This window comes from Diaphorobacter sp. HDW4B, from assembly GCF_011305535.1.
GTDB lineage: Bacteria > Pseudomonadota > Gammaproteobacteria > Burkholderiales > Burkholderiaceae_C > Diaphorobacter_A.
On the sequence record NZ_CP049905.1, the window covers coordinates 2,733,699 to 2,752,003 of the forward strand.

The window sequence follows — 18,305 nt, forward strand, 5'->3', positions numbered from 1 at the left end:
ACCGACGCCATATTCAAGGAGACAAGATCATGCGCATTCGTTCAATTTATCTGGGAGTGGTTCTGCTGGGTGCAACGGTGGGCGGCGTGGTGCAGGCGCAGCAGCCCTATCCCAGCAAACCGATCCGCATCGTCGTGGCCTATGCCGCCGGGCAGGGCACGGACATCGCCACACGTTACCTGGCCGACCAGATGGGCAAGGATCTGGGCCAGCCGATCGTGGTGGAAAACAAGCCGGGGGCGGGGGGCAATCTCGGCACGGAAATGACGGCGCTGGCCGCACCGGACGGCTACACGCTGACCATGGGCACCAACGCCACGCACGCGCTCAACGCGTTTCTGTACGCCAAGGTGCCGTTTGAGGCAGAGCGCGATTTCGAGCCGATTGGTCTCGTCGGCACGTTCCCGATGATCGTCGCGGTGAACACCAACGCGCCATACACATCGCTCGCGCAGTTGCTGGAAACCGCACGCGGCAATCCACGCTCGGCCGACATCGCCATGCCCAGCACCACGGCGCGCCTGGTGGTGGAACTGCTCAAGGAACGTTCGAGCTTTCCGTTGTTCGGCGTGCCTTACAAGGGCTCGGGCAATGCGATGACCGATGTGCTCGGCGGGCAGTTGCCCGTCATCGTGGACACGCCCACGGCGCTGCGTTCGCATCTCGCCTCGGGCAAGGTGCGCGCGATTGCGGTCACGTCAGAGAAGGCCAGCAACCTCGCGCCGGGCGTGAAGACCGTCTCGGAGCAAGGCTACCCAGGCTATGAAGTGGTGGCCTGGAACGCGCTCTACGCACCGCGCGGCACACCGGCGCAGGTGATCGCGACGATCAACGCAGCCATGAACAAGGCGCTCGCGCGACCGGAAACGCGGCAGCGTCTGCTGGAGCTGGGCCTTGAACCGGCAGGCGGCGCACCGGGTGATCTGGCGAACTTCGCCAAGTCCGAGCGCACCAAATGGGGCCCGGTCATCAAGAGTGCTGGTTTGAAGGCGGACTGAAAATTGGACTGAAATGTCGCGCGGCAATCAGAGCAGCGAACCCGCCAGTTGACGCGCTTCCTGCAGCATCTTGGCTGCCAGCGCGTTGACAGCGGTGAGGTCCAGATGGCTCGACAAGCCCACCGCCGCGAGCGTGTGCGTCATGCGCCCGGATGGCCCGATCACAGGCACGGCCACGGCCGTCATGCCATTGATGAAGTGGTCGCGGTCCACGCTCCAGCCCAGCGCCTTGGCCTGCTCGACCTCGCTCTTCCACTGATCGAACGTGGGCGCGCTGTCCCATTCGATCTTGTCGAAACGCTTGCGCAACTGCGCCCAGCTCTCACCGTTGTGCGCCGCGATCAGCCGCCCCGTGGCGCTGACCAGCGACGTGAACTGACTGCCCACATCGGTGTGAAAGCGAAACGGCTGGTCCGAGCGCGACAAGGCCAGCACCACCGCTGATTGCACGCCGGTCACCTCCACCCCCATCGCCGTCACGCCGCTGTGCGCAGCGAGCCGGTCGAGCGTAGGCTGCACCAGTTGAGCAAAACTGCCACCACCCAGCACGCTGCGCGCCAGACTGATCATGCCGCTGCCCAGCGCATAGCGTTTGGTGGACGGATCGACCGTCACCAGCCCTTCGCTGACCAGCACGCGCAGGATATGCAGGCAGGTGCTCGGAATCAGTTCCAGCGCATCGGCAATCGCCTTCACGCCCATGGGCTGCTTGGTGTCACCCAGCAAACGCAGAATCGCAATCGAGCGGCTTACTGCAGGCACAGGCCGCACCCGCGTGCCGCGCGGAGCCTTGGCTGCAGCCGTTTCGTTGCCGGTGACTTCGGTAGTTTTCGTCGAGCGCTGAGTTGCCATGAGCGTGGATCGGATGGAGGAAAGAGGGAATAACGGACGTGGTGAATGGCTCGGTCAGACGCTGTGGGAGACCGGAGCCGCCATCACCTTCATGACCGCCTGCGCCGTCGCCGCCAGCGTGCCATTCACCGTCATTTCACCATAGAGAAACATCAGGCTGCGCGAACGGTTGTTGACCTTCACGCGCACCTCGGCAAACTGCCCCTCGGCCACGGGTGCCAGAAAATGCGTGTCGAGCTGCACCGTGAGACACGGCAGCCTGCCGCAAGCCTCCCACGCCACCGCACTGATCGCATGATCGAGCAACGAAGCAGTCACTCCGCCATGCATCACCCGCGCGGGGTTGAGATGCTTGGCATCGCACAGCAACCCATAGGCCCAGCCGTCCGGCTCCTTGCGCGTCCACATGGGGCCGATCTGCCCGATGTGACCGGGAAGATCGCGGGGCTTCCAGCGCTGGGCTTCGAGCTGCTCGGAGGTGATGGATGAGCATTGGGCGTTCATGCTCTGCATTTTGAATCAAGAACCGATCCTGCGGCGCGGTTTCTATGCGGCGTGGTGCTGCTTGTGGTGGCCCTCGGCTTTGGCGATGTTCACAAAGTCGTTCACGGTTTCAGAGTACACATCGCTATTCCATAACACGCCGACGGCGCCGAACTTGATGACGCGGTCGATCTCGATGCGTTGCAGGGTTCCTCGCTCGACTTGGTATCGCGTCATCTCCGCCGAGCAGATGCCGATGTAGTCGCCGCGATTGAGCATGGCCAGCAGCGTGGTGATTGCTGCGGTCTCCACTTTGGGTTGCAACCACGGAACGCCGGCGTCCACCAGTGCCGAGTCGAGTTGACTGCGCATTGACGTGCCATGCGGAGGAACGACCCAGCTCGCGTCGATCAACTCGCTGAGCAGAAACGCCTGCCGTGTGCCCCACAGTCTGCTGCCCCGGCCCACCACCACGCACACATCATCATCGAAGAGCACCTCGTGGCTGAGCATGGCATGCTGCGCTCGCGCGTCGATGGTGCCGACCACCACATCCAGCTCTCTGCGCGTGAGCCGCTCGAGTAGGGTGTTGAAGGGCTCTTCGGTCACGGTGACGGCGACGGACGGATGCACTTCGTGGAATCGTGTGATGGTGGATGGCAGCAACGACGCCATGCCCGCCCACACGCTGCCGACGTGCAGGCGCGATGTCTTGCCTTGAGCGGCTGCGTGCAGTTCTTGTCCGATGCGGGATACGTCGCCGAGCACGCTGATGGCCAATCGCTTGAGCAGTTGCCCGGCCTGCGTGAGTTCAAGCTGCCGTCCACGCACCACGATGGGCGCACCGACCAGACTTTCCATTTCCGCAAGCCAGTGCGACATCGCCGATTGGGTCAGATGCAAACGCGCTGCGGCCTCGGTCAAGGTGCCAGCCTTTTCCAGCACCAACAATGATTCCAGATGCCGAACCTTGAGTCGGCGGGCCCAGGCAAATCCGTCGGCCAAATCTCGCATGAGTAATTCCTAATGAGGGTATCGATTAGTTTCAGTAGCACTGAACGGGGGTTGCCGCGAATAATGAAATCCATCTGCTGCAGCTGATGCTTCTTGGGGAAAGCGAGCATTTCATTGAGTCGATGCGGGCGTTAGGCGTCGCACGGCAAATGGAGTGCATGAGTACCTGTTCGACTTTCGGTTTATCAAGGGTTCAAGAGGGGCGTATGTTTAGTGAAGGTATTCGACGGCGAGAGCTGATGGCATTGGTTGGCATGTCCGGTCTGGCGACCTGCCATGTGTTTGCACAGGATTTTCCAACACGGCCGGTCAAACTGGTCATTCCGCAGGGGCCGGGTTCGGGCGCAGACGCTACTGGTCGACAGTTGGCGGATTTCATGGCCAAGAATCTCAACGGCTCCGTCGTCGTGGACAACAAGCCGGGAGCCAATGGCATTCTGGCAGCATCGACCGTGGCGAAGGAGCGACCAGACGGCTACACCGTATTTCTCACCAGCGTTTCCATCGCCAGCTTCAACCAGCATCTCTACAAGAAGGTGCCATACGATGCGTTGAATGATTTCACGTACATCGCTCCGGTGGCGGATGCGAGCTTCATGGTGATTGCCAGCAAGGCCAGCGGAATCAAGAACTGGAACGACTTCGTCAACAAGGCGAAGCAGTCGCCGGGGAAGCTGACCTTCGCCAGCGGTGGCCTCGGCAACTCGACCCATCTGTACATGGAGAAGATTGCACGCGACCTCAAGCTCGATGTCAGGCACATCCCGTACAAGGGGTCGGGCCCGGCGCTGCTGTCGGTCGTTTCCGGAGAAACCGATCTGATGTGCGTGACCACGGTGACGGCGCTGCCGCAGTACGAAAGCGGTACTGTGATTGCGCTGGCCCAGTCGGGCGACAAACGCGCTGGCCGAATGGCCGATATTCCGCTGGTCAAGGAGCTCGCGCCCGGCGTGCCTGCGCTGCCCGGTTGGTATGCCTTGGTGGGGCCTGCTGGCATGGCGCCTGATGTGATCAAGAAGCTGTCCTCAGCTGTTGCTGCATTTCTCGAAGATGAGCAGATCAAAAAGAAATTGAACGAGCAATTTCTGTTCCCGATTCCCGGCAGCAGCGAGCAAATCAAGGCACGCGCGGTGCAGGAATCAAAAGTTTGGGGCGATCTGATCAAGACGCTGGATATCACGTTGGATTGAGTACACACATGTCGGATTTGGATAGCAACGGAGCGGCATGGGCCGTTCCACCCAGTGAATACATCAAGCAACGCCCCGCCACCTGGAAGATCGGTGCACCCAGCTCACGTTATCTGCGGATGCGCGATGGTTGCGAGTTGGCGTTGGACGTCTACTTGCCCGAGGCGCAAGGCAAGGATGCCAGCCAGAACAGCTTCCCGGTGATCGCGATCATGACGCCGTATTACCGGCGCTTTCAAGTGACGGAGCCCGGTGCGGAAGCCGCCCCGAACATCGCCATCTACCGGGACTTTTTCGTTCCTCGCGGCTACGCACTGGTGGTGCTGGATGTGCGCGGCAGCGGTGCCAGTTTTGGCCGACGTGACGCGTTTCGTTCGCCCAAAGAGCGTGGCGATTATCTGGAGCTTGCCGAGTGGATTTCGTCCCAGCCTTGGTGCAATGGCAGCATTGGTGCGACCGGAATTTCTTATCTCGGTGCGGCGTCGTGCTTTCTGGGAAGCACGGGACACCCGGCGGTCAAGGCGGTTGCGCCGTTGTTTGCGGTGTCAGACACCTATTCGGACCATGTGTTCCCAGGCGGGATCATGTGCAAGACGGTCACGTCCAATTATGACGATCTGATTCGCGCGCTGGACTGGGATCAGCGGGACGAACTCAAGGCGTATTCCTATTTCAGCGATCCGCGTTACGCAGGCCCCGCGCCGGTGGATGACGATCCGGATGGCGTCAAGGTCCGTCAGGCGGTCGAGGAACACAAGGACAGCTTCATGCTGCGCGACATGGCGGCGGAGATGTCGTTTCGCGAAGAAGGCTGTCTGCATGACCCGGAATTGCACAGCGGAGCTTGCAGTCCCTATTGGTACCTGCACGAGGTCGCGGGCAAGGTGGCCGTGTATTCGGTCTCGGGCTGGTATGACGGAAGTGCCTTCGTGCACGGCTCGGTCTCGCGTTTCCTGACGCTCAAGGGGAAGTCGGATCGCTTGCTGTTGGGCCCATGGGACCACGGCGCACGTGCCAACGGATCGCCTTGGCGCAATGCGGGACAAAGCGCACCGGAGTTTTCGATTCTTGCCGAGGTGCTGCGCTTCTTCGATCAGCACCTTGCAGGTTTGCCCACGGGCATTGAGAACGAAGACCCGGTGCACTACTTCTGCACGCATGCGGAGGAGTGGCGCAGCAGTCCGCAATGGCCTCCGGCATCGACGCCGGAACTCTGGCACCTGAGTCCTGGAAAGTTGTCGGTCGATGCGTCGGATCGCGTCGAAACGGTGGAGCATCAAACCAAGTTCACCGTATCCAGTGGCACAAACACCCGCTTCGAGCGCCTGTCCGCGCAGCCTACGGTGGACTACTACAAGGACTGGGGTGTGCACGAACGGCAGATGTTGTCGTTCCTGTCCGAGCCGCTGCAGGGCGATCTGGAACTGGGCGGCCATGCGTTGCTCGAACTGGCCTTGAGCAGCAGCGAAAACGATGGCGCGATCTTCGCGTATCTCTCTGAATTGGATGCTGACGGCAATCTGCGCTTCATCACCGATGGTTGCCTGCGATTGGCGCATCGGCAGGTCAGCGAGGCACCGGCGAAGTACCAGACGGTCTGGCCGTTTCGCGACTACTCTCGCAAGAATGCCAAACGCATGACGCCGCTCGAGGTCGAGCGTGTGCAGATCGCATTGCTGCCCATCGGCTGGACGCTCAAGGCCGGCAGCCGACTCAAGCTGTCCTTGAGCGGCGCGGACGCGGAGCATTTCCAGCAAGTGCCACACGGTCGCCCGCCACGGTTCGCGTTCCAGCTCGGCGGCGCGCAGGGATGCAGCCTGCGATTGCCGGTCGTGTCCAGCAAGTCCTGATGCTCAGAACGGTGCCGTGCCGTCTTCCACCAGCTTGGCACCAATCCACTTCCCCGACTGCACCAGCTGCTTCGCGCAATCGGTGAGTACCACGCGCGCGGCGAGGGCGGCGGGGGAGAGTTCGTCGTCGGACAGGCTGCACAGCAGTGCGTGGCGGCGCACGCGTTCGTCGTCGATTTCGGACCACCAGAAGCGCTCTGCGGCGTCTTCATAGGGGTTGACGGCGGACCAGGGTTGCACGGTGGCGCCGAGGCCTGCGTCGACGGCTTCCATGAGCATGGTGAGCGAGTCGATTTCCATCGCGAGTTGTGGCTGAAAGCCTGCTTGCGCGCAGGCGGTGACGACGGAGCTGCGCAGGCCGTGGCTGCCGGAGGGCAGGATGAGCGGCTTTTCCTGAAGCTGCGTGAGCTTCATTTTTTCGGTGAGCGGCCACAGCGGTTTGCGGCGCGACTGGATGAGGAACAGGCGCTCTTCGAGCAGCGGCGTGACGCTCCAGCGGCGTGCGGCGTTGGTGTCGAACAGAATCGCCAGATCGAGCTGGCGCGCGTTGAGCAGACTGGACAGATGCCCCGACAGCGCCGAGACCATGTGCAGCCGCACGTCGGGATAACGCTCGCGCATCGCGCGCATCAGCGGCAGGCCGAGCACCGATGCGATGGTTGGCGAGAGACCGACGCTCACGGCTCCGGAAAGTCGTGCCTGTTGCGCCGCAAGAATCGCCTGATCGGCATGGCGCAGGGTGAGCTGCGCTTCATGAAAGAACGCGAGGCCCGCCTCGGTCGGCACGGCGCCCTTGCTGGTGCGTTGCAGCAGGCGCGTGGAGAGTTCGCCCTCCAGGCGGCTGATCTGCTGACTCAGCGCCGATTGCACCATGCCCAGATCGAGCGCGGCCCGGCCCATCGAGCCGAGTTCGACGATGCGGACGAAGTAGCGGAGTTGGCGCAGTTCCATGGAGATCAGTGAGGGCGGGTGCGGTAGCGGCTTGGCAAGCCGCTGGATGAGCAAGGCTGGATCGTAAACCAATGCAAGCCTTTTCTTGCGGGGCCGTGCCGAATCGGGGAAGCGGGGAGGCTTCGGGTAATCTGCGTATCCATTGCCGTTTCTTCAATGGCTCATTGAACAACACATAACACCAAGTCGGGCAGCACGATGGCGGAATCGATGTTTGTAGGGATTGATCTGGGAACGACCAACAGCCTGGTCGCCGTATGGCAGGACGGCAAGCCACGGTTGGTGCCGAATGCGCTGGGCGAGGTGCTTACGCCGTCGGTCGTCAGCGTGGACAAGGACGGCAGTTTTCTGGTCGGCGCGGCGGCGAGGGATCGGCTGCAGAGCCATCCGCAACTGAGCGCGGCGGTGTTCAAGCGCGACATGGGGACGGCGCGCTCGTTCAGGCTCGGACAGCACACGATGCGGGCCGAAGAATTGTCGGCGCTGGTGCTGCGCGCCTTGAAGGCCGATGTCGAGGCCGATCTAGGCCAGCCCGTGCAGGAAGTGGTGATCACCGTGCCTGCGTATTTCTCCGACGCCCAGCGCCAGGCCACGCGCGCGGCAGGCACGTTGGCGGGGTTTGCAAGCGTCACCTTGCTCAACGAACCGACGGCTGCGGCGCTGGCTTACGGGCTGCATCAGGACGAAGGCCGGTTTCTCGTTTTTGACCTGGGCGGCGGAACCTTCGATGTATCGGTGCTGGAGCTGTTCGAAGGCGTGATGGAAGTGCGTGCCACGGCGGGTGACAACCGACTGGGCGGCGAGGACGTGGATGAGCTGATGGTGCGGCGCTTCGTGCAGGATACGGGCATGTCCGACGATGTGGCGCATCAGCCCTTGATGGCGGCGCGGCTGTTGCGTGCGGCGGAGGGCACCAAGCGTGCGCTGGCGGCGCAGGAGACGGTGGTGATGCGCGTGGATGTGGATGGTGCGTCGTTCTCGAAAACGTGGACATCGCAGGAGCTGGAGAAGGCGCTGGAGCCCTTGCTGGAGCGCATGCGCCAGCCGGTGGAGCGTGCGCTGCGCGACTCGCGCATCCGGCCGCAGGAACTCGACGCCGTGGTGCTCGCGGGCGGCAGCACACGTCTGGTGGCGGTGCGCCAGTTGGTCACGCGGATGTTCGGGCGCTTTCCCGAGGTGTCGCTCGATCCCGATCAGGTGGTGGCCCTCGGAGCGGCCGTGCAGGCCGCGCTGCGTGGGCGCGATGCGGCGCTCGCAGAGCGCGTGATGACGGACGTGTGTCCGTACACGTTGGGCGTGAACGTGAACAAGCGACTCGATGGCGATCGCTCGCAGTCGGGTTTCATGGCGCCGGTGCTGGAGCGCAACACCATCATTCCGGCAAGCCGGGTGGAGCGCTTCTCCCCGATGAGCACGGATCAACGTGAGCTGCAAATCGAGATTTTTCAGGGCGAGGCCCGGCGCGTGCAGGACAACATCCGTCTGGGTGAATTGAATCTGCAATTGCCCAAGGGCGGCTGCGAGGGCGTGGTGGCGGATGTGCGCTTCACGCTCGATGCCAATGGTTTGTTGGAGGTCGAGGCCACCTTGCTGCGCCATGGTGCGCCGTTGGGGCCTGCGACGCAGTTGGTGATCGAGTCTTCGTCCGAGCGCCTTTCGCCCGAAGAAATCCAGAAGCGGCTTGCGCGTCTGCAGGCGCTCAAGCTGCATCCGCGCGATCGTCTGGAGGTACGCGCGCTGATTGCGCGCGCCGAGCGGCACCACGCGCAACTGCTGGGCATGTGGCGCAGCGTGGTGGCCGATGCGATCCTGCGTTTTGAAGTGGCGCTGGAGTCGCAGGATGATCGCCAGATCGCACCACCGCGCAAGCAACTGGAAGAGCTGCTCGCGCGCATCGAATCCGAGACCTTCCTGCCCGGTCTGGAGTAGCCACGATGAGCAGCAGCAACTTGCGAAGCGAGGCCTTCGAGCGACTGGGCCTGCCTGCGGACGCGGACGAGCGCGCGGTACGCAGAGCCTATGCGCGCCTGCTCAAGGACATCGATCAGGTGGCCGACCCGCAGGCATTCATCGAACTGCGCGCGAACTACGAGCGGGCGCTGGCCATGGCGCGATCAGCGGCCTGGGAGGCGGAGCAGGACGAGGCGGACGACGAGGCCGATGAAGACAAGGAAGACGAAGAAAATTCGGTCGATGTGACGGAGCGATCCGGGCAGGATGCGGCACAGGAAAAACCTGCTGAATCTGCGCCGCAGGAGTCGCCACATGAGGTGGCCAAGCGCTTGCTGGATGGCGTGCGCTGGCGCTTTCAGCCGTGGGAGCGTGATGCCGCGTTCGCCGAACTCAAGACGCTGGTGGCCGATCCCGCGCTCGAGAATATCGAGGTGCGCGACATGTTCGAGCGCATGCTGGCATGGCGCATCGCGGGCAACGAATGGGGTGCGCGCCGCAGCGCCTTGCTGCTCGCGGCTGATGAACTGTTCGACTGGCGTCGCAAGGGTGCAGGTGTGGAGGGGCTGGAAGCCCTGCTCGACGGCTTTGCGGCCATGCATCCGCAGCAGCGCAAGGTGGCGTTGGCCTTGCTGGGCGAGCCCGATCCCGCCGTTGCGCGTAGCTTGCAGATGACGCCCGAGAACCTGATCTTGTTTGGAGACCAATGGGCGCAATGGCTCGCGTGGTGGTTGCCGCACGAGCATCTGCACCGCTGGACGGCGGCCTGGGGGCGACTGCCGCTGCACGAGCGTGCGGGGCTGTCGATTGCGGCGTCGTTCAGACAACTGGTCCGGGCGCTGAATGCGCATGCTTCCAAACTGGTGTTCATCGGCTTGATGGCGATGGTGGGCATTTTCTCGTTTCACCAGATTGCGGAGCGTTCGCGCGTCAAACAGATCGCGGAGGGTGACAAGGTCTGTGCCGACGCGCTGGCAGCGCCGCGCGCCAACGGCTGGCACGATGTGCTGGCGGACAAGCTCTGGGAACTGGACCGCTGCAGCAAGAACTTGGGCGTGGCGACCAAGGCGGATTTGCGCGGGGTGGCGCAGATGCACCGCATCGGCAATGCGTTGGCGGGTCACCATGGCAGTCTGGAGTACAAGGCGTTGGACTTTTCGCTGTTGCGGCTGAATCTGCGCGATGGTCGTGCTTATGGTTTTGTGCGAGAGGAATCCTCGCTCGCCTATTGCCCGGAACTGCGCAACTTTGCGCTGCGCGCGCGCTGGCTGGAGCTGGGCGATGTGCCAGCGGCCAAGGCGCTGATTCAGGAGCTGGCCTGGTGCGAGGGCCAGAGGGCATCCGATGCGCAACGGGATCGGCAAGAGGTGGAGGGGCGGTATCGGCGCAGAGATCTGGCGAGCCGCGACTCAGTGACCTTCTGGACGTTGATGCGGCATGTCGATGCGTGGCCCGATGCGGCCAAGCCTTCTGTGGCGCTGCATGCGCTGGTGCATCAGGCGACGCCGTCCGACTTCGACTGGCGATTGCCCACGGAGCTGGGGATGGTCGAGTGCGCGGCGAACGCCTCGTCGTCGGTGCCTTGCCGACCGAAGATCGATCAGGCATCGCAGACCGCCAAGGACTTGAACGCCGCCCTGCGCCGACTGGAGCAGCCCAAGCTCCCCGAACTGCGAACCTACGAAAAGCCCTGATCAGAACCGGTACTGCATCCCCACGCCAAACCCGCGCGCACGGCTTTTGTTGCCTGCGCCCTGGTAGCCGTCGTCCCAGTTGGTCAGGTCGAATTCGGCGTACAGCTTGGTGCGATACGACATCTTGTATTCGTAGAACGCGACGAAGCGAGCGTAGCCGTCGTCGGTGTATTGCGAGCGTTCGCGGGCGACCTTGTAGTAGGCGAGGGTCCAGTCGGTCTTGGTGGTGGTCGACAGCGTCGCGCCCAGCGAATACACGCGCTGGATGGTGCTGATGCCTGCGCCTTGGTCGGCTTCGCTGCGTGCCGCGGACATGGCGTAGCGGATGGTGCCCGATTTATAGGCACCGCCCACGGTCCAGGCCTTGAGGGCGTGGCCGTCGGCGTCCTTGAAGGTCTGATAAGCGCCCGAGAGCACGGCGCCGCGGTCTTCCACCGAGGCCATCAGGCCGCCGGAGGACAGTGGCTTGCGGTCGCCCGCCTGCTCGCCGAAGCTGTACATGGCGGACAGGCGCAGGTTGTCGGAGCGGCTGCTGAACTTGACCGAGTTGTCCAGCCAGTACGAGTTGCCCGCGAGGCCGCTGTTGCCGTATTGGTTGCTCAACCCCGGCTGGCTGAGTGCGCCGATGGTGACGTTGGGGTTGAAATCGGGAAAGCGCTTTTGCAGCGGGTCGATGTAGGCCAGCGAATCGGCCAGCAGCGAAGTGTGGCGGCCCACGGTGAGGGTTTCGGTCTGGCTTTGCAGGCCGATCCAACTCGCGCGGTCAAAGTATTTGCCGCTGTGAGTCTGCGTGCCGGTGTCGGCGTTGATGCCCGATTCCAGCTCCCAGACCGTGTTCAGCCCGCCGCCCAATGGTGTGATGCCGCGCACGCCCCAGCGGCTGGCCTCGTTCAGACCACTGCCCATGCTGGACTGCGAGGTGCTGGTGGGTTGGTGCGTGTCGGAGAGGCCGGACGAGCGGCGCAGGCCCAGATCCATCACGCCATAGACCGTGAAATCCTTGAGCTGCGCGAGGGCGGGCGTCGCCGTGCTGGCGAGGAGCACCGCGCAGAGTGCGCCGAATTTTTTCTTATTGTTCAACAACAAAACTGACTCCGTCATCGGGGGGCGAGGGGCTGACAGCGGCCCGGCTCGCGCATGCATGGGGGACTGGCGGCTGCACAGCCGTGGAGATCATGCGCGAAGTCGGAGCGCACACATAGCGGCGTTGCAGTTGCAGACACTTGCGCAGACATATCGAGAGAAATATGGAAAATCACGCGCAAGTGCTTGTCGGATAGAGGGAAGTTTAACCGTCACCCTCGGGAACGGGCGATTTTCCTCGGCGCACTGTTGTTTTGCCTGCCACCTTTGCCACGATGTGAAATGGTCATGCAGCAGGGATATGCGGCACGCCGGGCGGCGCGGGCCGGGGCAAAAAAATACAATGGAGCCAATGAGCAGCGTTTCTTCCTCCTCTTCGTCTTCTTCCAAACACCGTGTAGTCGTCGGCCTGTCGGGCGGCGTGGATTCGGCCGTCACCGCGTATCTGCTCAAGAAGCAGGGGCACGAGGTGGTCGGGATCTTCATGAAGAACTGGGAAGATGACGACGACAGCGAGTTCTGCTCGTCCAACGTCGACTTCGTGGACGCGGCTGCGGTGGCCGACGTGATCGGCATCGAGATCGAGCATGTGAACTTTGCGGCCGAGTACAAGGACCGCGTGTTTGCTGAATTTCTGCGCGAATACGAGGCGGGCCGCACGCCCAATCCGGACGTGCTGTGCAATGCCGAGATCAAGTTCAAGGCGTTTCTCGACCACGCGATGCGTCTGGGGGCAGAGAAGATCGCCACCGGCCACTATGCGCGCGTGCGCCAGAACGCCGACACGCAGTTGTTCGAGTTGCTCAAGGGTCTCGATCCGTCCAAGGACCAGAGCTATTTTCTGCACCGTCTGAATCAGGCGCAGTTGTCCAAGTCGATGTTCCCGGTCGGCGAGCTGCACAAGACCGAGGTGCGCCGCATTGCCGAGGAAATCGGCCTGCCGAACGCCAAGAAGAAGGATTCGACCGGCATCTGCTTCATCGGCGAGCGGCCGTTCCGCGATTTTCTGAACCGCTACATCAAGCACGAGCCGGGCCTGATCATCGACGACCGGGGTCGCAAGCTCGGCAAGCATGTGGGGCTGTCGTTCTACACGCTGGGCCAGCGCCAGGGCTTGGGCATTGGTGGCGTGAAGGAAAAGGGCGCGGAGCGCGGCGCGGGCGACCATGCGCCGTGGTTCGTCGCGCGCAAGGATCTGGAGAAGAACCAGTTGCGCGTGGTGCAGGGCCATGACCATCCGTGGCTGCTCTCGCACGATCTGCAGGCGCTCGACGCCAGTTGGATCGCCGGTCACCCACCCGCCACTGGCGGCTGCGCGGCCAAGACCCGCTACCGCCAGCAGGACGCCCACTGCAATGTGGTGCGTGCCGAAGGTGCGGGCTTTGCCCTGCATTTCCCCGAAGCCCAATGGGCCGTCACGCCGGGCCAGTCGGCCGTGCTGTATGACGGCGATGTGTGCCTGGGCGGCGGCGTGATTTCGGCGATGGGCTGATGGGCTGAGCCCGGACTCTGCACTTCGCGTTCCGTCATCCATCGGCGGAGTCGACATCGACAGCGGCGTTTGCCGCACACCTCCAACAAACACAAGCAACGCCAAGCCCATCGAATGCCTTGGCGGCTTTGCAGTACGCGCACACATTGGCATGGGTGTCGTCGTGCTTTGCCGTGCCTGAAAAACGAAGCGAAAGAGGCCCCGTGCTGACGGGTGTTGGTGGCCGTGGTGGGCCATGGGCCAAACGTCGGGCGCTGCTTCGGACGCAGCTCAACGACGATGCCGCCACTTTAGTTTGAAAATTTCGGGAGTCAATTGAAAAGAATTCCGCGGAGCGGTCTCCCTCTGACAAGGCGTTGCATTTCCGTCTTCTCAGTGTTCCTTCCGATGGCCGCTCTCTTGACGGGTCCATAGACTCGCGCCCGCTCTGCGGAAAGCGGGTTTGCCCGCTCACCTGCAGAAAAAAAGTGCTTGAAACTCGTTGTCGCCCGAAGCCATGGGCGTCCGGTCCACGCAATCAATTCATAACAGTTGGTTTTTTACTTTCAAAAAAGGGGCGTATCAGATGATTTGGCAGCAGGTCTACGATCCGATTGGGAACATGGTGGTCTCCACCTTGCTTGCGGCAATACCCGTGGTGGTGATGCTCGCGGCGCTGGGGTTCTTTCACATCAAGGCGCACATCGCCGCAGGCATGGGGCTGATCGCCGCGTTGCTGGTGGCGGTGTTTGCGTATGGCATGCCGGCCGAGATGGCGGGTCGCGCCGCTCTGTTCGGTGGCTTCACCGGTCTGTTGCCGATTGGCTGGATCGTGTTGAACATCATCTTTTTGCACCAGCTCACCGAGCAGAACGGCAGCTTCAAGGTGCTGCAGGATTCGCTCTCGGGCATCACTGAAGACCGCCGCATCCAGCTCCTGCTGATCGCGTTCTGCTTCGGCGCGTTCTTTGAAGGCGCGGCTGGTTTCGGCACGCCTGTGGCCGTGACCGCTGCGATCCTGATCGGCTTGGGCTTCTCGCCGCTGGCCGCATCGGGCCTGTCGCTGATCGCCAATACCGCTCCGGTCGCGTTCGGCGCGCTGGGCACGCCGGTGATCACGCTGGCCAAGGTGCACGGCTACGACCTGATGGAAGTGACCGCGATGATCGGCCGTCAACTGCCGTTCTTCTCGGTGCTGGTGCCGTTCTGGCTGATCTGGGCGTTCGCCGGTCGCAAGGGCATGATGGAAATCTGGCCCGCGATTCTGGTGGCGGGCCTGAGCTTCGCGATTCCGCAGTTCCTGGTGTCCAACTACATCGGCCCCGAGCTGGTGGACATCATCGCCGCCATCGTCTCGATGATCTGCCTGGTGGGTTTCCTGCGCGTGTGGCAGCCCAAGAAGGTGTGGACTTCGGCGTCGCTGCGCGGCAAGGACGTGAGCGCTTCGGAAGTGAAGCCGCCACAGCCCGTGGTCCAGCACAGCAAGGAAGCGCTGATCGCCGCCTGGATGCCTTGGGTCATCCTGTCGGTGTTCGTGTTCATCTGGGGTCTGCCTTCGGTGAAGGCCTGGCTCAACGGCATCTTTGCCCCCGCGTTCCCGATGGCCGGTCTGCACAACCTGATCGAAAAGGTGCCACCCGTGGTGCCGCAGCCGACGAAGGAAGGTGCGGTCTATACGCTGAACCTGCTGTCCGCCACCGGCACGGCGATTCTGCTGTCGGCTGTGGTGAGTGCGTTCCTGATGAAGTACAACCCGGTCGCCATCGTGCGCACGTTCTTCAAGACGATCTGGCTGGTGCGCTACTCGCTGCTGACCATCGTGCTGATGCTGGCGCTGGGCACGCTGACCCGTTATTCCGGCACCGACACCACACTGGGTCTGGCGTTTGCCAACACCGGCGTGCTGTATCCGTTCTTCGGCACCTTGATGGGCTGGCTGGGCGTGGCTTTGACGGGCTCCGATACCGCATCGAACGTGCTGTTCGGCGGCATGCAGAAGGTGGCTGCGGATCAGCTCGGTCTGTCACCCAATCTGATGGGCGCGGCCAACAGCTCGGGTGGTGTGATGGGCAAGATGATCGACGCGCAGTCGATCGTGGTGGCTTCTACCGCTACGCGTTGGTTCAATCGTGAAGGGGACATCTTGCGTTATGTGTTCTTCCATTCGATTGCGCTGGCTTGTCTGGTGGGGTTGTATGTGACGTTGCAGGCTTATGTTTGGCCGTTTACGTTGATGGTCGTGCATTGATCTGATCTGTTGATCAGGGCTTTGTCCGGGCTCCTCTCCTGCTGTTGTGGGAGGGGAGTTTTTCTTTTTTTGGCTGCGCTGGGCGTTTGCTTACGGAGGCCGGGTCTCGCCCCGGCGGGCGAGTAACTTTTCGCTGGCGCGCGAAAAGTCACCAAAAGCGCGCTTGAATTCGGGGTCATCCGGCAGAACTCGACTGCGCGCCGTAGGCGCTCCGCTCGGACAACCGCCGGAAGTCAGTTTTGAAGAGGTGCGTTCGGCACTTTGCTTCGCTCGTGCCTTGTTTATCTCGCGACTTCGCGAGATGGTTTTGGCTGCTCTGCTTATGTGATCAGGATGGCTCGGAAGTCGTTGACGTTAGTGTGGGTGGGGCCGGTTATGAGCGATGCGTTCAATGCTTGGAAGAAGGCGTGGGCGTTGTTGTTGGCCAGTTCGTCGGCTGGTTTCAGGCCCTGCGCCCACGCTCGTTTTAACGTGTCGGGGTCGATGATCGCTCCTGCGATTTCTTCTGCGCCGTCCACGCCGTCGGTGTCTGCCATGAGTGCGTGGATGTGGGGCTGGCCGCGCAGGGTGAGCAGGCAGGAGAGCAGGCATTCGACGTTGCGGCCGCCGCGTCCGGTGCCGCGCAGGGTGACTGTTGTTTCGCCGCCGGAGAGCAGGACGCAGGGCCACTGGAAAGGTTGCGCGCGTTGCGCTACTTGCAGTGCGATGCCTGCGAGCACTTTGCCCACGTCGCGGGATTCGCCTTCGATGGCGTCGCCGAGGATGTGGGCGGCGTAGCCTGCGTCGCGTGCCACATTCGCGGCAGCTTCCAGGGCCATTTGGGGGGTGGCGATCATGCGGACTTCGTTGCGGGCGAGTCGGGTGTCGCCGGGTTTGATCGACTCTGCTGCGTCGGCTTGTTCCAGGAGTCTGCGGGCCGCTTCCGGCAGGGCGATGCCGTAGCGCTGCACGATGGCGAGGGCGTCGGCGCAGGTCGTTGCGTCCGCCACCGTGGGGCCGGAAGCGATGTCGGCGGGGTCGTCGCCGGGCACGTCGGAGAGCAGCAGCGTGATCACGCGCGCAGGGTGGCATGCGGCGGCCAGGCGCCCGCCTTTCATAGCGGAGAGGTGGCGGCGCACGCAGTTCATTTCGCTGATGGTGGCACCGCTTTTCAGCAGCGACTGGTTGATCGCTTGCTTGTCGGCGAGCGTGATGCCTTGGAGCGGCAAGGGCAGCAGCGCGGAGCCGCCGCCGCTGATGAGGCAGAGCACGGTGTCTTTGGGGTTCAGGCCTTTGAGCAGGGCGAGCATGCGTTCGGCGGCTTGCAGGCCTGCGGCATCGGGAACGGGGTGGGCGGCTTCCACGATTTCAATGTGCTGGCAGGGTGCGCCGTAGCCGTAGCGGGTGACGACCAGGCCCGAGAGTGGCGGGCCTTGCCAGTGGTCTTCGACGGCCTTTGCCATCGCAGCCGATGCCTTGCCTGCGCCGATCACGATGAGGTGGCCGCCTTCGACCTCCTGCGGCGCGGGCAGGTGTGGGGGCACGCACAGCGCCGGTTGTGCGCTGGCGACGGCGGCGTCGAACATGCGGCGCAGCAGTTCAGCGTGGGCGGAGGCTGTGCGTGCGTGGCTCATGGCTTTTGTCCGATCTCGAAGTTGGCCATTTTTTCGAGTGCGCGCACCATGCCGGAATGGTCCCAGGCCTTGCCGCCGTAGGACACGCAACTGCTGAACAGTTGCTGCGCGATGGCGGTGTTGGGCAGAGCGACGCCGAGGCTGCGTGCGGTGTTCAGCGCGAGGTTCAAGTCCTTCTGGTGCAGCTCGATGCGAAAGCCCGGATCGAAAGTGCGCTTGATCATGCGCTCGCCATGCACTTCGAGAATCTTGCTCGACGCGAAGCCGCCCATGAGTGCCTGACGCACGCGTGCCGGATCGGCCCCTGCGCGCGATGCGAACAGCAGGGCCTCGCCCACGGCTTCGATGTTGAGCGCGACGATGATCTGGTTGGCCACCTTGGCGGTCTGGCCATCGCCGTTGCCGCCCACGAGCGTGATGTTCTTGCCCATGGCTTCGAAGAGCGGCTTCACGCGCTCGAACACGGCTTGCTCGCCGCCGACCATGATGGACAGCGTGGCGTTCTTCGCGCCCACTTCACCGCCGGAGACGGGTGCATCGAGGTAGTCGCAGCCGAGTGCGTTGATGCGCTTGGCGAAGTCCTTGGTGGCGATGGGCGAGATCGAGCTCATGTCCACCACGGTCTTGCCTTTGGTGAGACCGGCGGCGATGCCGTATTCGCTGAACAGCGCGGTTTCCACGTCGGGCGTGTCGGGCAGCATGGTGAAGATGATGTCCGCGCGCTCGGCCACGCCGCGTGCGTTGGTGCATTTGGTGGCGCTGGATTCTGCGATGTGATCGGGGATCTTGCTGCGCGTGTAGACGTAGAGCTGGTGGCCCGCCTTGATGAGCTGCGCGGCCATGGGCGCGCCCATGATGCCGAGGCCGACAAAGCCGATCTTGAGTTTGGTGGTGGTCGTGTTCATGTG

At 63.0% G+C, this 18,305-nt stretch carries 14 protein-coding genes; 7 read left to right on the forward strand and 7 right to left on the reverse strand.

Annotated features, from left to right (window positions below; all coding sequences use genetic code 11):
• Positions 1 to 29 precede the first annotated feature (29 nt).
• The gene (locus G7048_RS12560; protein WP_166068461.1) at positions 30 to 998 is read left to right on the forward strand and encodes a tripartite tricarboxylate transporter substrate binding protein; all 969 of its coding nucleotides are present in this window, start codon (positions 30 to 32) and stop codon (positions 996 to 998) included.
• Between the two features lie 27 nt (positions 999 to 1,025).
• Here G7048_RS12560 and G7048_RS12565 read toward each other — a convergent pair whose 3' ends face one another.
• The 3 genes from G7048_RS12565 to G7048_RS12575 are packed head-to-tail and all read right to left on the reverse strand — an operon-like array spanning position 1,026 to position 3,347.
• Complete coding sequence (locus G7048_RS12565) at positions 1,026 to 1,850, reverse strand: IclR family transcriptional regulator (protein ID WP_166068462.1); 825 nt, start codon at positions 1,848 to 1,850, stop codon at positions 1,026 to 1,028.
• 54 nt (positions 1,851 to 1,904) lie between these two features.
• Complete coding sequence (locus G7048_RS12570; protein ID WP_240932965.1) at positions 1,905 to 2,354, reverse strand: PaaI family thioesterase; 450 nt, start codon at positions 2,352 to 2,354, stop codon at positions 1,905 to 1,907.
• 42 nt (positions 2,355 to 2,396) lie between these two features.
• On the reverse strand, positions 2,397 to 3,347 hold the full coding sequence (locus G7048_RS12575) for a LysR substrate-binding domain-containing protein (RefSeq protein WP_166068464.1): 951 nt from the start codon (positions 3,345 to 3,347) through the stop codon (positions 2,397 to 2,399).
• Positions 3,348 to 3,433: 86 nt separating this feature from the next.
• Here G7048_RS12575 and G7048_RS12580 point away from each other — a divergent pair, with 86 nt between their 5' ends.
• Together G7048_RS12580 and G7048_RS12585 are read left to right on the forward strand one after the other, a co-directional pair.
• Positions 3,434 to 4,537, forward strand: a complete 1,104-nt coding sequence (locus G7048_RS12580) for a tripartite tricarboxylate transporter substrate binding protein (protein ID WP_240932966.1) — start codon at positions 3,434 to 3,436, stop codon at positions 4,535 to 4,537.
• 8 nt (positions 4,538 to 4,545) lie between these two features.
• The gene (locus tag G7048_RS12585) at positions 4,546 to 6,387 is read left to right on the forward strand and encodes a CocE/NonD family hydrolase (protein ID WP_166068465.1); all 1,842 of its coding nucleotides are present in this window, start codon (positions 4,546 to 4,548) and stop codon (positions 6,385 to 6,387) included.
• 3 nt (positions 6,388 to 6,390) lie between these two features.
• Here the strand turns inward: G7048_RS12585 and G7048_RS12590 are convergent, their stop codons facing one another.
• Entirely contained in the window at positions 6,391 to 7,338 is a 948-nt protein-coding gene (locus tag G7048_RS12590) for a LysR substrate-binding domain-containing protein (RefSeq protein ID WP_166070946.1), read from the reverse strand.
• A 210-nt stretch (positions 7,339 to 7,548) separates the two neighbouring features.
• On the opposite strand from G7048_RS12590, the gene G7048_RS12595 reads away from it, so the two are divergent.
• Both G7048_RS12595 and G7048_RS12600 read left to right on the forward strand, forming a co-directional pair.
• Positions 7,549 to 9,267 (forward strand): molecular chaperone HscC, encoded by a 1,719-nt coding sequence (locus G7048_RS12595; protein WP_166068466.1) that lies wholly within the window; start codon positions 7,549 to 7,551, stop codon positions 9,265 to 9,267.
• A gap of 5 nt (positions 9,268 to 9,272) precedes the next feature.
• Complete coding sequence (locus tag G7048_RS12600; RefSeq protein ID WP_166068467.1) at positions 9,273 to 10,982, forward strand: molecular chaperone DnaJ; 1,710 nt, start codon at positions 9,273 to 9,275, stop codon at positions 10,980 to 10,982.
• On the opposite strand, the gene G7048_RS12605 is transcribed toward G7048_RS12600, so the two are convergent.
• On the reverse strand, positions 10,983 to 12,062 hold the full coding sequence (locus G7048_RS12605) for a porin (protein WP_240932967.1): 1,080 nt from the start codon (positions 12,060 to 12,062) through the stop codon (positions 10,983 to 10,985).
• A gap of 355 nt (positions 12,063 to 12,417) precedes the next feature.
• Here G7048_RS12605 and mnmA point away from each other — a divergent pair, with 355 nt between their 5' ends.
• On the forward strand, positions 12,418 to 13,557 hold the full coding sequence (gene mnmA / locus G7048_RS12610; protein WP_166068469.1) for a tRNA 2-thiouridine(34) synthase MnmA: 1,140 nt from the start codon (positions 12,418 to 12,420) through the stop codon (positions 13,555 to 13,557).
• A 565-nt stretch (positions 13,558 to 14,122) separates the two neighbouring features.
• Positions 14,123 to 15,784 (forward strand): L-lactate permease, encoded by a 1,662-nt coding sequence (locus tag G7048_RS12615; RefSeq protein ID WP_166068470.1) that lies wholly within the window; start codon positions 14,123 to 14,125, stop codon positions 15,782 to 15,784.
• A 320-nt stretch (positions 15,785 to 16,104) separates the two neighbouring features.
• Here the strand turns inward: G7048_RS12615 and G7048_RS12620 are convergent, their stop codons facing one another.
• Positions 16,105 to 17,397, reverse strand: a complete 1,293-nt coding sequence (locus G7048_RS12620; protein ID WP_166068472.1) for a glycerate kinase — start codon at positions 17,395 to 17,397, stop codon at positions 16,105 to 16,107.
• Entirely contained in the window at positions 17,394 to 18,302 is a 909-nt protein-coding gene (gene glxR / locus G7048_RS12625) for a 2-hydroxy-3-oxopropionate reductase (protein WP_166068473.1), read from the reverse strand. Before glxR ends, G7048_RS12620 begins: the two co-directional genes overlap by 4 nt.
• Positions 18,303 to 18,305: the final 3 nt, after the last annotated feature.